This window comes from Leptotrichia sp. HMT-225, assembly GCF_030644325.1.
GTDB lineage: Bacteria > Fusobacteriota > Fusobacteriia > Fusobacteriales > Leptotrichiaceae > Leptotrichia > Leptotrichia massiliensis.
The window spans coordinates 571653-586115 of the sequence record NZ_CP130323.1; the positions used below are offsets into that span (position 1 = coordinate 571653).

A 14463-nucleotide genomic window follows, 5' to 3' on the forward strand; every position below is an offset into this window, starting at 1 on the left:
AATAATGTGGAAAAAAATAGCTTATGGAGGACTTGTATTAATACTGATATATTTTATATATGCGGTATTCTTTAAAAAAATTCCGACACCGCTTGAACAGATGCAAAAGCATATGAAAGCAAAAAAAGTTGTGTATAGATTAAAAGATGATGCTATCATTTATGCGGATGAACAGATTGGATCTGAAGGAGATGAAGTAATCAAATTCAAAAATGTAATAGTAGATTTGGTAAAGAAACAGATGATAATTTCTGGAAAAGAAGGCGAAGTCAATACTAAAACATCTGATGTTACATTAATGAAAAAAGTCGTTGGAACAACTAAGGACAAAAAATGGGAAATTTATACAGAACGTGTAGAATACAAGAAACAAGGCGATTTATTAATTTCACCAGTAAGGACAAAACTTATAAATACTGTTGATGATACAGTTTCTGAAGCAGATAGAGTTGAAACAACAACGAAATTTGAAACAATCGTAGCAATCGGAAATGCAAGTTATAATAACAAGAAAGATAAAAAGACTTTGACAGCAGACAAAATTACATATCATGATCCAACAAAAGTGTCAGATGCAGAAGGTCATGTAATTTACAAAGAAGAACAGACAAAAAGAGAACTGCGTGCTAACAAAATGCGTTATGATGATATAAACAAAATTGGAAATGCAGAAGGAAATGTAATTTATACAGATCCTGAAAATAAATTAACAGGAAATAAAGTTGACTATTATATGAAGGATGAGCGTATAGATGGGCAGGGGAATATTGTCTATACTGGTAAAAATAGTGTGATTTCGGCAGACACAGCTTCATACTTTGTAAAGAAAAAACAGGTTGATGGAAGAGGACATGTAAAATATACAAGTCCAACTTTAATAGTAACAGGAGATCATGTATTCTATGATGAAATTGCTAGAATATTGAATGGTGATGGAAATGGAACTTATAACTATTTACCAAGAAAAACTACTGGAACATATAGAAGTGGAGTTTATGACTTAAAGACAGAAACACTTACAACAAATGACTACTATACTGCAAATTATGATGACTATAAAATGGATGGAACAGGGCTTATATATGTGTTCCCAACTGGAGATGCCAGAATGAATGGTCCGTTTAACGTGAAAAAGCAAAACTTTAATGTACATGGTGCGAATGGAACAATGAACACAATTTCAAAAGATATTTTTGCTAATAAAATGGAAATGACAAGTGTTCAGGGAGATAGAATTACATCTGATACAGGGCGTGGAAGTTTTGAGAAAAAGGAATTTAGGTTTGATGGGCATGTTAAAGGTAAAATCCGTGGAAATGTAAAAGATCTTGTAAATGACCCAAGACCGCTTGTAGAATCAGAAGCAGTAAACTTCATAGGAAATACTGCCAAAGTTTATTTCGTTTCACATAAAAATGGAAGTAATATGAGTATTACACGTAGTGAAATCAAAGAAAATGTGCATATGACTTATAAGGATATTACACTTGATTCTCAATATAATGAGATGGACTCTGGAAGGAACCTTATTCTTGCAAGAGACAAAGTTATGGTAGACTTTAAAAATAATACAAAAATGACAGCAAATTATCTTTATATGGATATGAATAAGCAGGAAGGGTATGCCAGAAACAATGTAAAAATCGTAAGTACATTGCCACAGTTCAGAACGATTAATACAAGTGCCGACAAGGCTACAATTTATTTGAAAGATAAAAGAATAAAATTAAATGGAAACGTAGTAACTTATCAAGGAAAAACCCAAATTTCATCTAAAAGTGCAATTTATGACATAGATAGAAGAATCCTTGAAAATGAAGGTAATATCCAAATGCAATATGAAGTTCAGAATAACGAGGAACAAGGGAAGTCAGACCCTAAAAATGCGGCAGCAACTCAAGAAGTAATTGGAAAATTATCAATTCCTGAAGGAGAAGTAAGCACAAGAGGCGGAATTAACTTGCCAAAATCAATGACTGCCTCAAATGGAGTTCCAGTTGCGATAAGATGGCGTTCTTCGAATTCTAGCCTGTTCTCAGTATCTGGAAGAATTAATAAGCAATTTTATGGTGGTGGAAGTAAAGGAGTAACTTTAACTGCAACAGCTAAAGCTGGTGTAGATACAGCAGAAAGAACATTTAATGTAAGTGTTCCTACTGAATCAGCTCATGAAATGCTTGTTAGAGCTGCAAGAAACATTTATGTTCCAGAAGATGGCGGCAACTTACCTTCGTCAGTAAGAGTAAATGTGAACAAGGGAACAATAGATGTGCCAATTTCTTGGAGCAAAAATGGAGATAGAAATGTTGCAACATTAAGATACGGTGGTGCTTCTTATCAGAAACAGTTTTAGATAAATAAGAAAAGTGGGTAGGAAATATACTCACTTTTCTTTAATATAAAAAAAATATAAAAAATTATAAAAAGAAAGGATGCATTAAATAGTATGGATATGAAAGAATTACAAGAAAAATTGATAGAAAAAAATTAAATATTTTTCAGCAAATAAAATATACTTTTTTTATTTTTAAAAGTTTACTTTTTGACAGAAATGGTGTGTGGTGGATATTATTTTTCTTTTTAATAGATTGTATTAGAATTATGGGAGGTTATCTTCTTCAGAATACTTCACTTTCTCCTGTGTTAAATTTATTTTCGATTTTTAACTTTTGTTATTATTTGGTACTTTTTTTGTTTTATCAAAAAGTAATTTTTAAAATAGAAGAAAAAAATTATTTAAGACTAGGACAGTCAGCATCAAAATTTTTCTTTTTATATTTTATATATTATATAGTTAATTATATCGGGGAATCTTTTTTTCCTTATTTGATGTTTTTTGATGAACTTCTCTTAGTTTTTCTCGCAATACATTGGATAGCGATGGTAATTTTTTTGTTGTATATGTTTTATTTTATTCCATTATTTTCTGCAAGACCGTTTAATTTAAAGGAATCTTGGGATTATAATTTACATTTGATGAAAAGAAACTGGCTGAAAATAATATTTTTCGTTATTACATATCTAATTTTTATTTTTTTTACTACAGAAAGTTTTTTAGGTTTAACATACCCAATGTTAGAAAGATTAAATGTTGGATATTTATTTTTTAGTACAATATTTGGTACAGTTTTTTTTGAATTTTTTGGAACTTTTATATTGATATTGTTTGTAATTTTACAGTGTGTAATATATTTGAATGTGGAATATATGGATAGAAGGATAAAATAATAATCTGACTTTTTGCAAATTTTAAAAAAAAGTAGAAAAAAAAGCAAAAATGATTTATAATATAGCGAAGTGGTAACTTTCGATAAGTAAAGTTATTTGAATGATAATTTTAAAATAGGAGAAGATATGGCTAGAAAAATTAGTATAGAAGCCGATAGCTTGAAAAAGATATATAAAAACAGGGAAGTTGTGAAAAGTGTGAGTCTGTCAATGGAAAAGGGCGAGGTTGTAGGACTTCTTGGACCTAATGGAGCGGGAAAGACAACTACCTTTTATATGATTACAGGTATTGTAAGACCAAATCATGGAAGAGTAATGTACAATGGAGAGGAAATTACAACGTTGCCTATGTACAAGAGAGCTAGGCTTGGACTTGGATATTTGCCTCAGGAGGCTTCTGTTTTTAGAAACTTGACTGTGGAGGAAAATATTGTATCGGTTCTTGAAATGCGAGGAGTTAATAAGAAAGAAAGAATTGCCACAATGGAAAATCTTATCGAGGAATTTAAATTGTCTCATGTAGCCAAAAGTTTGGGATATGCACTTTCTGGAGGAGAACGTAGACGTGTGGAGATAGCTAGAACTATTTCTACAAATCCAGACTTTATACTGCTTGATGAGCCTTTTGCGGGAGTAGATCCGATTGCAGTTGAGGATATTCAGAATATAATAATGCAGTTAAAGGAACGTGGGCTTGGAATACTTATTACCGATCATAATGTGCGTGAAACATTGAGAATTACGGAAAGAGCCTACATAATGGCAGAAGGTACAATTTTGATTGCAGGAACAGGACAGCAGATTGCAAATGATGAAACAGCTAGAAGAGTGTATCTAGGGGATAACTTCAAACTTGATTAGAGAGGATGATTTTTTTGAAAAATATGATTTTAACATCATCTTTATACGAAAGTATAGAACTTGTAAAAAAATTTTTAGATAAAAATACTGAAAGTAAAAAAATACTATTTATTCCCACAGCAACTAATGTAGACGAATATAAAAAATACATACATCTTACTCAAAAGGCATTTGAAGATTTTGGTTATGAAGTGGAGAATTTTGATGTTTCTATTTTTTCAGAAAATACTGCAAAAGAGAAATTATCAGAAGCGAAAATAGTTTTTATTTCTGGTGGAAATACTTTCTATTTATTGCAAGAATTAAAAAGAAAAAATTTGACATCTTATTTAAAGGAAAGAATAGAAAATGGACTGCTCTATATTGGAGAATCAGCAGGTTCAGTAATAGCGGCTCCAGACATAGAGTACGCCTCTATAGTGGATGATAAGACATTTGCAACAGAATTAAATGATTATACAGGGTTAAGTTTAGTAGATTTTTACATAGTTCCTCATTTTGAGGAAGAGCCTTTTGTGAAAAGTTCGAGAAATACTGTTGAATTATATAAAGATAAATTGGATTTAAAATTGATTAATAATAAAGAAGCAATATTGGTTGAAAATAATAATTTTACAATAATAAAATAAAGATACAATAGGAAAGGAGCGGGATTGTTTCAACAATCTCAAACAAATAATGACAGGAAATGAAATAAGAAAAAGTTTTGTAGATTTTTTTAAATCGAAAGAGCATAAGCATTTTGAAAGTGCGTCGCTTATACCAGATGATAAGAGCTTATTGCTGACTGTAGCAGGAATGGTACCGTTTAAGCCGTTCTTTTTAGGAGAAAAGGAGGCACCATTTAAAAGGATTACGACTTATCAGAAATGTATTAGAACTAATGATTTGGAAAATGTAGGGAGAACGCCTAGACATCATACATTTTTTGAAATGTTAGGAAATTTCTCGTTTGGAGATTATTTTAAAAAGGAAGCTATTGAGTGGTCTTGGGAATATATAACGAAAGTATTGAAACTGGAAGAGGACAGACTTTGGGTGTCTGTGTATAAAACAGATGATGAGGCTTATGAAATCTGGAACAAGGAAATTGGAGTGCCAGCAGAAAGAATTGTTAGGCTTGGAGAAGAGGACAACTGGTGGGCGGCAGGACCTGTGGGATCTTGCGGGCCTTGCAGCGAGATTTATTACGATACTCAGAATATGGGGAAAAATAACGAAGAAGCTGACAGAAAGCCGGGAGATGACGGAGATAGATTTTTAGAAATCTGGAATCTGGTATTTACTGAATGGAATAGGCTTGAAGACGGTTCACTTGTGCCACTTCCAGAAAAAAATATTGATACAGGGGCAGGACTTGAGAGAATTGCTTCGGTTGTACAAAACAAGGATAACAACTTTGATACGGATTTATTTACAAATATTACAAAAGGGATAAAATCTGTACTTGAAATTCAAGGAAATGAAAATGAGGAAGCAGTAAAAATTATTGCTGATCACGTTAGAGCCTCGGTATTTTTGATTGGAGATGGAGTATTGCCGTCAAATGAAGGGCGTGGATATATTTTAAGAAAAATTATAAGACGTGCTTTTGGAGCTGGAAGTTCTGCAAAACAGAAAGTTTTTGAAAAAGAAGATATATTTCTTTATAAATTAGTGCCTTATGTTCTTGAAACAATGAATGAAGCATACTCAGAATTAGCTGAAAAGCAGGAATATATTGAAAAAGTTATAAGGCTGGAAGAAGAAAGATTTGCAACAACTTTGAAAAATGGAACTGAAATGCTGGAAGAAGAAATTCAGAAATTAAAAGGAGAAAATCAGAAGGAATTGCCAGCTGAACTGACTTTCAAATTGTATGACACTTTTGGATTCCCGTTTGAACTTACAAAATTAATCTTGGAAAATCAAGGATTTGAAGCATCAGAAGAAGAATTTGAGAAAAAACTGGCAGAACAGGTGCAACGTTCAAAGGATAGCAGAACAACAATTTCTGATATGATAAAAGATGAATTTATAGATGAGTTTTTTGAAAAGCATGGAAAAACTGAATTTACTGGATATTCACAAAATTTTGAGGAAAAAAGTACGCTTTTACATATTGCTAAAAGTGAAGGAATTTCAGGATATGAGATGATTTTTGACAAAACTCCGTTTTATGCTGAATCTGGAGGACAAGTTGCTGATACGGGAATTATTACTTCTGGAGAATTTGAAGGAAGAGTTGTAAATGTGGTTAAAAAACACGATGTCTTTATTCATCAGGTTGAAATCACAAGAGGAATTGCTCCGGCTGTAGGCGTAGAAGTGAAAATGCAAATTGATGTAAACCGTAGAAAAGATATTCAGAGAAATCATACAGCTACACATATTTTACACAAAGTTTTAAGAGAGAATCTAGGAACACACGTTGAACAGTCTGGATCGCTTGTGGATGATGAAAAATTAAGATTTGACTTTTCACATTACGAAGCAATCAGTCCAGAAATGATTGAAAAAATTGAAAAAGGTGTAAATGACATTATTTTATCAAATTTACAAGTAAAAATAAATTATGAAAATATTGAAGATGCAAAAGCAAGAGGGGCGATGGCATTATTTTCAGACAAATATGGAGATGTAGTCCGTGTTGTGGAAATTGACGGATATTCAATTGAACTTTGTGGGGGAACACACGTTAAATCAACTGGAGAAATAGGATTATTCAATATCGAATCTGAAAATGGAATTGCTTCAGGAACACGTAGAATTACAGCTACAACTGGATATAAAAGTCTAAATTATGTGAATAGGCTTGAAGATAAAATAAAGGAAATATCTGATATTTTTAGAACAGACGAAAAAAATGTTGTCGATATTATCGAAAAATATATTGGAGATATGAGAGCAGCAGTAAAAGTGCATGAGGAAATGCAAACAAAACTTGTAAAATATGAAATTAATGAAATGCTTGAAAATGTTGAAGCAGTAAATGGTGTGAAAGTACTAAAATCTTCATTTGAAGATAAAAATGTTGATGAACTGAAAGAGATTGTAGATAGAGGAAAAGAAAAAATGCAGTCTGGGATCATCATTTTGGGGACAAATAATGATGGTAAAGCAATCTTTGTAGTTGGAGTTACAAAAGACTTGATTTCAAAAGTGAAGGCTGGAGAAATAGTAAAAGTTGCAGCACAAGTCGCTGGCGGAAACGGTGGAGGACGTCCTGACTTTGCACAGGCTGGTGGAAAAGATGGAAGCGCTGTAAAAGAAGCTGTTGAAAAAGCGTTTGAATTTGTAACTGAAAAATTATAATAAATTTATTTTTAGATATACAGATTTAGATTTTTACTAAAGTAGATATTATTAAGTCTATAAAATGGTAAATTGTTTAAGAAATGAGAAATAAAAAATGAAAAAATTTATTGGATTAGATGTGGGAGATGTCAGAATTGGGGTTGCCAAATGCGACCCTTTGGGAATTCTTGCGACTGCTCTCGAAGTGATTGACAGAACAAAGACAAATCCTGTTGAAAGAATAAAGGAAATACTAGATGATGAAGGCACAAAAAAAGTTGTTGTGGGAATGCCAAAGAGCCTTGATGGTACAAAAAAACGTCAGGTGGAAAAAGTGGAGGAATTTGTGGAAGAATTAAAGAAAGACATTCCAAATATTCAGATTATCTTTGTGGATGAGCGTTACACAACAACAGAGGCTGAGCATTATCTAAAAAACTATTCCAAAAAGAATGGAAAAGAACGTAGAAAAGTAGTAGATATGGTTGCAGCGTCAATAATTTTGCAGAAATATCTTGATACATTGACTTAAAAACTCTAAATGTAAAATTTTTAATTAGAATAACAATTAAATTTTATTATAAGCGTTGATGTATTTTAAAATAAGCAAAACTTCGTTAAAAGAAAAATAGCTGTTTGAGCTTTTGGAATAAATCTTGAAATATATTTAATTATTTATATTAAAAATAATTGAAATTGAAAAGCGAGTTCTATTTTTCTTTTATAAAAAAGTTTTGCGTAAAGCCGGGATGCAAGGACATGGCGTTTGATGTCCTTGCTTAAATAAACTTAAAAATAAATAAAACTTAAAAAGTAATAAAAATATATTAAACATATTTATAAGAATAGATATTTAAATAAAAAAAGAAAGGATGAAAAAATGCAAAATAAAAAATCACATTATATTTGGTTACTTTTAGTAATTTTTGTTCCAGCTCTTATTTTGTACTTTAATAAAGTAAAATTGGGACTTGATTTACGTGGTGGAACATCGGTTGTATTACAGGCACAGGGGAAAATAGAGGCTGATACAATGAGTAAAGTTAGAAATATTATTGAAAGACGGGTAAATAGCATTGGAGTTGCTGAACCTGTTATTCAGCTTAGTGGAAATGATAAATTGATAGTGGAGCTTGCGGGGATAAAAGATCCTCAAAAGGCTATTGAATTGATTGGTACAACAGCAAAACTTGAGTTTAGAATAAAAAATAATGATGGAACTTATGGACCTGTGTTGTTAGAAGGTTCTGCGTTGAAAAGTGCGGGAGTTACAAGAGATCAAGTTGGGATGCCATCTGTAAGTTTTGAGTTAAATTCAAAAGGTGCAAATGATTTTGCTAAAATTACTAGAGAAAACGTTGGGAAACAACTTGCAATAATGCTTGATAACAAGGAACAGTCAGCACCTAGAATTAATGGTGAAATTAATGGAGGAAGTGGAATTATAACTGGAAGATTTTCAATGGAAGAAGCTAATAATTTAGCTAATCTTCTAAAATCAGGAGCATTACCTGTGGAAATTAAAATTGTTGAAAATAGAACAGTTGGAGCGACACTTGGTGTAGATTCAATAAAACAGACCGGAATAGCTGGGTTGATTGCCTTAGGTGTAATTTCGGTATTTATGATTGCTATTTATAAAATACCTGGAATTGTTGCAGATATTGCACTTTTAATAAATGGAGTTCTAGTTTTAGGACTGCTTAGCGGTATTGGTGCGGCTTTGACACTTCCAGGGATTGCAGGATTTATCCTTACACTTGGTATGGCAGTTGATTCAAATGTAATTACTTATGAGAGAATAAAGGAAGAATTACGGCTTGGAGAATCGCTTCACGATGCGGTTGAAAGAGGTTATGAAAATGCCTTTCCTGCCATAATTGATGGAAATATAACAACATTACTTGTGGCAGCGGTATTGTTCTTTCTTGGAACTGGTCCAATTAAAGGATTTGCTGTAACATTGTCGCTTGGGGTAGTGGCTACTGTGATTACAGGAGTATTTGTTTCAAAAGTAATATTAAAGTTATTTATAAAAACATTTAACATAAAAAGAGAGCAGTTGTTCTGGAAAGGAGCTTTGAATGAAGATTAATTTAAAAGTAATAGAGCGTAGAAAACTTTATTTGGGAATTTCGGCAGTAATGGTTATAGTTTCGCTAGTTTCATTATTTGCAATAAAGTTAAATCTGGGTGTAGATTTTAAAGGTGGAGAGTTAATTCAGTTAAAATATGAGAAAAAAATTGACCAGAATGCAGTAAACAGTACATTAAGTGGTTTAGTTGGAGAAATACCACAAATGAAAGCTAAAAGAGTGCAATTTTCAGATACAGATAATACTGTTATTGTAAGAACTGAACAATTAAGTAATACGCAAAAAGCAAAAGTAATGTCAGAATTGAGCCAAAAAACTGGGAAATATGAAGTTGTGAAAAATGAAACTGTAGGTGCCGTAATTGGTAAGGAATTAACATCTAATGCGATTCAGGCATTGTTAATTGGAAGTATTTTGATTATCATCTATATTACAATAAGATTTGAATTTATTTATGCAGTGGCAGGAATTGTGGCGTTAGTTCATGACGTAATAATTGCTTTTGGAGTTATTGCAATGCTTAAATATGAGATAGATACACCATTTATTGCGGCAATTCTTACAATTTTAGGATATTCGATTAACGATACAATTGTTGTATTTGACAGGATTCGTGAAAATATTAAAAGAAATAGGGAAGGTAGAAATAAAGTTACATTATCATTTGGAGAAGTGATAGAAAAATCCATAAACCAAGTTTTTACAAGATCAATTTACACATCATTAACTACGTTGTTTTCTGTAATTGTACTTCTTATTCTTGGTGGAAGCACATTAAAAACATTTAGTATGACTCTATTTATAGGAATGCTTGTTGGAACTTATTCATCAGTGTTTGTAGCAAGTCCTTTGGTTTATATAATGAAAAAAGGTAAAAATGAGCCAAAAGCTAAAGATGTTATAAAAAGTTCTGGTAAAACAGTAAACGGGTATGATGAAAGAGATAAAGTTTTAGTTTAATTAAAAAAGTCGATTTGATGATGCGGATAAAGAAATAAAATGATAAGTTTAGAAGGTGAATTGAAAAATGCGATGCTGGGCAGAAATAAATATAAATAATTTATATAGCAATATTGATGAAATTGAAAAAATTGCGACAAAAGATAAGATAATAGCAGTTATAAAGGCAGATGCCTATGGACATGGGATGCTTGAAATATGCGATGCTTTGATAAAAAAGGGAATAAAGAACTTCGCAGTTGCGACGAGTGACGAAGCGCTTAAAATTAAGGAGCTTCATAATGATATTACGGTGCTTATACTGGGTCCTGTGGAAAATGAATATATGGATTTAATTGCTGATAAAAATATTTATTTTATGGTGACAGATTTTGAGGAAATAGAATATTTGGAAAAAACTGGAAAAGAAAAAGGAAAAACGACAGATGTATTTATAAAGATAGATACGGGAATGGGACGTGTAGGATTTCAGGAAAGTGAAGTCGAAGATTTGAATAAAACCTTAAAAAATTCTAGCCATATTAATCCGATAGGGATTTTCTCGCATTTTTCATCATCTGATAGCGACAAAGACTATACAAAATTGCAGGAAAGCAAATTTAAAGCAATGTGTGAAAAAATATCAAGTGGGATACCATCAATAAAATACAGACATCTACACAATAGCTTTGGAACTTTGAAGTTTCAGGACAGCATAGAAGATTTTGTAAGAGTGGGAATTATACTTTATGGTGGAGTTACAGATGAAGAAACAGCTCCATATAGATTTAAGCCAGTAATGTCTCTTTTTGCAAAAATTAGCTATATAAAGACATTAAAGGAAGATAGCTTTATAAGTTATGGAAATACTTATAAAGGAAAAGCTGGAAAGACTTATGCTACAGTTTCTATCGGATATGCTGACGGAGTAAGGCGTGATTTGTCAAATAAAGGCTATGTTTTTTATAGAGGGCATAAATGTGAAATTGTGGGACGTGTCTGCATGGATCAGCTTATAATTCTACTTCCTGAAGAATTGAAAAATGAGGCTAAAAAAGGCGATGTTGTAGAATTTTTTGGGGAAAATATAAGTGTTGTGGAAGTTGCTGATTTATGCAATACAATTTCGTATGAAATTATGTGTGGAATAAGTCAAAGAGTGCCTAGAATTTATGTAAAAAAATAGGGGTAAAAAAATGATATTAGATATTGGAGTTATAGTGTTGTTAGTAATATTTATTATTCTTGGTTATAGAAGAGGATTTTCCTTGGAATTTTTTAATATGTTTAAGTATATTTTTATTATTTTTATAACAAACCATATTTATAAGTTCTTTTTGAACTCAAATAAAATCACACCAAGAAATCAGTTTAAAATATTTATTATTATGGTTTTAATCCAATGTATTGTCTATTCTGCCATTCTAATAATCAATCGAAAATTTTTACAAAGTATAAAAATGAAAAAATTTGATAGATTTTACGGGATGATTTTTGGTATAATGAAAATATTTTTTGTCGCAATCATTGCCTATATTATTGTAATTACAGGCTCTAAATCTAGTAAAAGAATAAAAGACATAAGAGACAAAAGTTTTTCTATACAGATTATGACAAAATATGCATTAAAATTTGCAGATTCTTTTCCAAACTTTATAAAAAGTGACGTTGAAGGATATGTTATAAGTAATAGGGAAAAACAAGTAATAGAGGATGTTCTGAGCAATTACAAAAATATGAAGCCAGATGAATTTGAAAAAAATAAAATTATTAATTAAACTTCTTAAATTTTAAATTTATGTTGTTTTTACTTACTTAAATATTAAAGAAGTATAAATTTTAAAAGAAAAATAAAAAAGGAAATTGATAAAAATGAAAATAATTGACAGATATATTTACAATTCACTTATATTACCGTCGTTATTTGGAATAAGCATATTTACATTCATTATGATGTTAAATGTGGTAATGGAAGTTATGGAGCGATTGTTTGCAAGTGATTTGCCATTTATATCTATAATTGACTATTTGTTTTATGCTGTACCAGGAGTTCTTGTCCAGACAATTCCGATGGGAGCATTCTTGGGAGTAATGCTTGTGTATGGTGGGCTTTCTGAAACTAATGAAATCGTTGCTATGGAAGGTTCTGGAATAGGACTTTTTAGAATAATTCGTCCAGCATTTATCTTTGGAGTTATACTTACTCTTATTGGACTTGGACTTGAGCTTTATGTAAATCCACGTGCTCTAAAGAATATAAATGCTCAGACCAAACAAGTTTTAGCTTCAAAGCCAAGTTCATTATCAGAAGCAAAAGTATTTTTAACAAACGAAGAAAAAGGATTTGGATTTTACATTGACGAAGTTAACAATGAAAAAGCTACAGCTAAAAACTTTTTGATTATAAATAAACGTGGAGATAATCCTTATCCAATAGTATTTTTAGCAGAAAATGCAAAATTTGATCCAGGGATAATAAGATTACAGAAAGTAAAAGGATACGCTTTTGAAAAAAATGGAAATAGTCGAGTGTCGGCTGAATATCAGGAGCAAGAAATTCCAATTACAACTTTTTTTAGAGAAGACACAAAAGAAAAGAAAAAGAGCCGTAATGAAATGAATATAAAAGAGTTAAATGAATTTTATAAAAAAAATATAAAAAATCCTGAAGAAAAGGAAGCGGCATTAAAAGCACAAGTGGAAATTTATCAAAGAATTATTGGACCACTTGCAAGTACATTTTTGTGCTGGTTGGGAGTATTACTTTCAGTAGGGCATAGACGAAGTGGAAGAGGAATAAGTTTTGGAATAAGTTTAATAGTTATATTTGGTTATATAGGAATGGCAAGTTATGCAAAAATTATGGTACTAAAGAATAATGTACCTGCAAACATTGCAATGTGGATTCCTAATTTTGTTTTATTTATATTATGTATATATTTTTCAATAAAGAAATATAAAGGAAATTAACGAAAGGAGGAGTATGAACAAGTTAGATAAATATATAATTATAAATTATGTAAAAAGCTTTATTCTGGGAATGATGATGTTTTTTCTAATATTTTTACTAGCTGAAAGTATTAGTCTTACAGGATGGCTTATGGATGGAAAAATGAAAGGTGGAGATGCCATAAGATATCTTAGATACGGAGTACCTGAAATTATAACAAATACTGCTCCTCTTGGAGTACTGTTAGGAAGCCTTTTATGTATAAGCAAAATGGCAAAACAATTAGAAATTGCAGCGATGAAAACAAGTGGGATAAGTTTTGCAAGGATAGCATTATTTCCCATGATTTTTTCATTTCTAGTAAGTTTAGGTGTTTTTTATTTAAATTATGATGTTTTAGGGAAATCAAATACAAAAAAAGAAAATTTAAAATCATTAAAAATTGATAATAAAGAGCCAGTAAAATCAGAAAAGAAATTCATTTTTGTAAAAATTAACAAAAGTACAGTTCTTTTTAGTGAACATGCCAATAAGAATACTGGAACTATGGAGTTTATTCAAATTTTAAAATTTGAAAAAGGATTTAGCCAGATAAAAAAAATCTACACTTCACCATCAGCCAAAATAAATCCAAAAACAAACCAATGGACTTTTACGGATTTAAAAGAATATGATAGTAAAACAAATGTTACAAAACAGATTGATACAAAGAATTTTAAATTTATCGCATCAATGGACAATATCCTAGCAAGTCCAGTAAAAGCAAAGAATTTGACAATGCCTGAATTACGTGAAAAAGTAGTTTATTTTACACGGGTTGGAGCAGATTCGTTAAATTTGAGAATTGAATTTTATTACAGAATATCATTTGCATTGGCTTCTTTCGTAATGTGTCTAATCGGACTTTCACTAGGAAGTAGATACGTAAGGGGAGGTGCAGCTCTAAATATAGGATTATCTGTAATAATTGGTTACGCCTATTATGGTGTCAGCACGATTTTACGTTCGATGGCAGTATCTGGAGCAGTTCCAATTTATGCGGCATGTTTCATTCCGTTACTTATATTTTTAGTAGTTGGAATAAAATTATTTAAAGATTCTGAATACTAATAA

At 31.0% G+C, this 14463-nt stretch carries 12 protein-coding genes; all 12 read left to right on the forward strand.

The window, feature by feature from the left end:
- Positions 1-4 precede the first annotated feature (4 nt).
- The 12 genes from QU666_RS02825 to QU666_RS02880 all read left to right on the forward strand — a co-directional run bounded on the left by QU666_RS02825 (position 5) and on the right by QU666_RS02880 (position 14460).
- Entirely contained in the window at positions 5-2353 is a 2349-nt protein-coding gene (locus tag QU666_RS02825) for an LptA/OstA family protein (RefSeq protein ID WP_021769526.1), read from the forward strand.
- Between the two features lie 548 nt (positions 2354-2901).
- Positions 2902-3228 (forward strand): hypothetical protein, encoded by a 327-nt coding sequence (locus QU666_RS02830; RefSeq protein ID WP_304984862.1) that lies wholly within the window; start codon positions 2902-2904, stop codon positions 3226-3228.
- A gap of 126 nt (positions 3229-3354) precedes the next feature.
- Positions 3355-4089: an LPS export ABC transporter ATP-binding protein gene (lptB, locus tag QU666_RS02835; RefSeq protein ID WP_036071194.1), complete on the forward strand. Its 735-nt coding sequence runs from the start codon at positions 3355-3357 to the stop codon at positions 4087-4089.
- 5 nt (positions 4090-4094) lie between these two features.
- The gene (locus QU666_RS02840; protein WP_021769523.1) at positions 4095-4718 is read left to right on the forward strand and encodes a Type 1 glutamine amidotransferase-like domain-containing protein; all 624 of its coding nucleotides are present in this window, start codon (positions 4095-4097) and stop codon (positions 4716-4718) included.
- Between the two features lie 49 nt (positions 4719-4767).
- On the forward strand, positions 4768-7383 hold the full coding sequence (alaS, locus tag QU666_RS02845) for an alanine--tRNA ligase (RefSeq protein ID WP_021769522.1): 2616 nt from the start codon (positions 4768-4770) through the stop codon (positions 7381-7383).
- Between the two features lie 97 nt (positions 7384-7480).
- A complete protein-coding gene (ruvX, locus tag QU666_RS02850) occupies positions 7481-7897 on the forward strand; it encodes a Holliday junction resolvase RuvX (RefSeq protein ID WP_021769521.1) in 417 nt (138 codons plus the stop codon).
- A 348-nt stretch (positions 7898-8245) separates the two neighbouring features.
- Positions 8246-9460 (forward strand): protein translocase subunit SecD, encoded by a 1215-nt coding sequence (secD, locus tag QU666_RS02855; RefSeq protein WP_021769520.1) that lies wholly within the window; start codon positions 8246-8248, stop codon positions 9458-9460.
- On the forward strand, positions 9450-10421 hold the full coding sequence (secF, locus tag QU666_RS02860) for a protein translocase subunit SecF (RefSeq protein WP_021769519.1): 972 nt from the start codon (positions 9450-9452) through the stop codon (positions 10419-10421). The genes secD and secF overlap by 11 nt, the downstream gene beginning before the upstream one ends.
- Positions 10422-10488: 67 nt before the next feature.
- Positions 10489-11586 carry an alanine racemase gene (gene alr, locus QU666_RS02865; protein WP_021769518.1) on the forward strand — a complete coding sequence of 366 codons (1098 nt, stop codon included), beginning with the start codon at positions 10489-10491 and terminating at the stop codon, positions 11584-11586.
- 10 nt (positions 11587-11596) lie between these two features.
- A complete protein-coding gene (locus QU666_RS02870; protein ID WP_021769517.1) occupies positions 11597-12178 on the forward strand; it encodes a CvpA family protein in 582 nt (193 codons plus the stop codon).
- 94 nt (positions 12179-12272) lie between these two features.
- Positions 12273-13370, forward strand: a complete 1098-nt coding sequence (locus tag QU666_RS02875) for an LptF/LptG family permease (RefSeq protein ID WP_036071189.1) — start codon at positions 12273-12275, stop codon at positions 13368-13370.
- 13 nt (positions 13371-13383) lie between these two features.
- A complete protein-coding gene (locus QU666_RS02880; protein ID WP_021769515.1) occupies positions 13384-14460 on the forward strand; it encodes an LptF/LptG family permease in 1077 nt (358 codons plus the stop codon).
- Positions 14461-14463: the final 3 nt, after the last annotated feature.

Coding starts and splice junctions, on each gene's coding strand:
- QU666_RS02825 (WP_021769526.1), top strand. CDS start 5: ATGTGGAAAAAAATAGCTTATGGAGGACTTGTATTAATACTGATATAT.
- QU666_RS02830 (WP_304984862.1), top strand. CDS start 2,902: ATGTTTTATTTTATTCCATTATTTTCTGCAAGACCGTTTAATTTAAAG.
- lptB (WP_036071194.1), top strand. CDS start 3,355: ATGGCTAGAAAAATTAGTATAGAAGCCGATAGCTTGAAAAAGATATAT.
- QU666_RS02840 (WP_021769523.1), top strand. CDS start 4,095: ATGATTTTTTTGAAAAATATGATTTTAACATCATCTTTATACGAAAGT.
- alaS (WP_021769522.1), top strand. CDS start 4,768: ATGACAGGAAATGAAATAAGAAAAAGTTTTGTAGATTTTTTTAAATCG.
- ruvX (WP_021769521.1), top strand. CDS start 7,481: ATGAAAAAATTTATTGGATTAGATGTGGGAGATGTCAGAATTGGGGTT.
- secD (WP_021769520.1), top strand. CDS start 8,246: ATGCAAAATAAAAAATCACATTATATTTGGTTACTTTTAGTAATTTTT.
- secF (WP_021769519.1), top strand. CDS start 9,450: ATGAAGATTAATTTAAAAGTAATAGAGCGTAGAAAACTTTATTTGGGA.
- alr (WP_021769518.1), top strand. CDS start 10,489: ATGCGATGCTGGGCAGAAATAAATATAAATAATTTATATAGCAATATT.
- QU666_RS02870 (WP_021769517.1), top strand. CDS start 11,597: ATGATATTAGATATTGGAGTTATAGTGTTGTTAGTAATATTTATTATT.
- QU666_RS02875 (WP_036071189.1), top strand. CDS start 12,273: ATGAAAATAATTGACAGATATATTTACAATTCACTTATATTACCGTCG.
- QU666_RS02880 (WP_021769515.1), top strand. CDS start 13,384: ATGAACAAGTTAGATAAATATATAATTATAAATTATGTAAAAAGCTTT.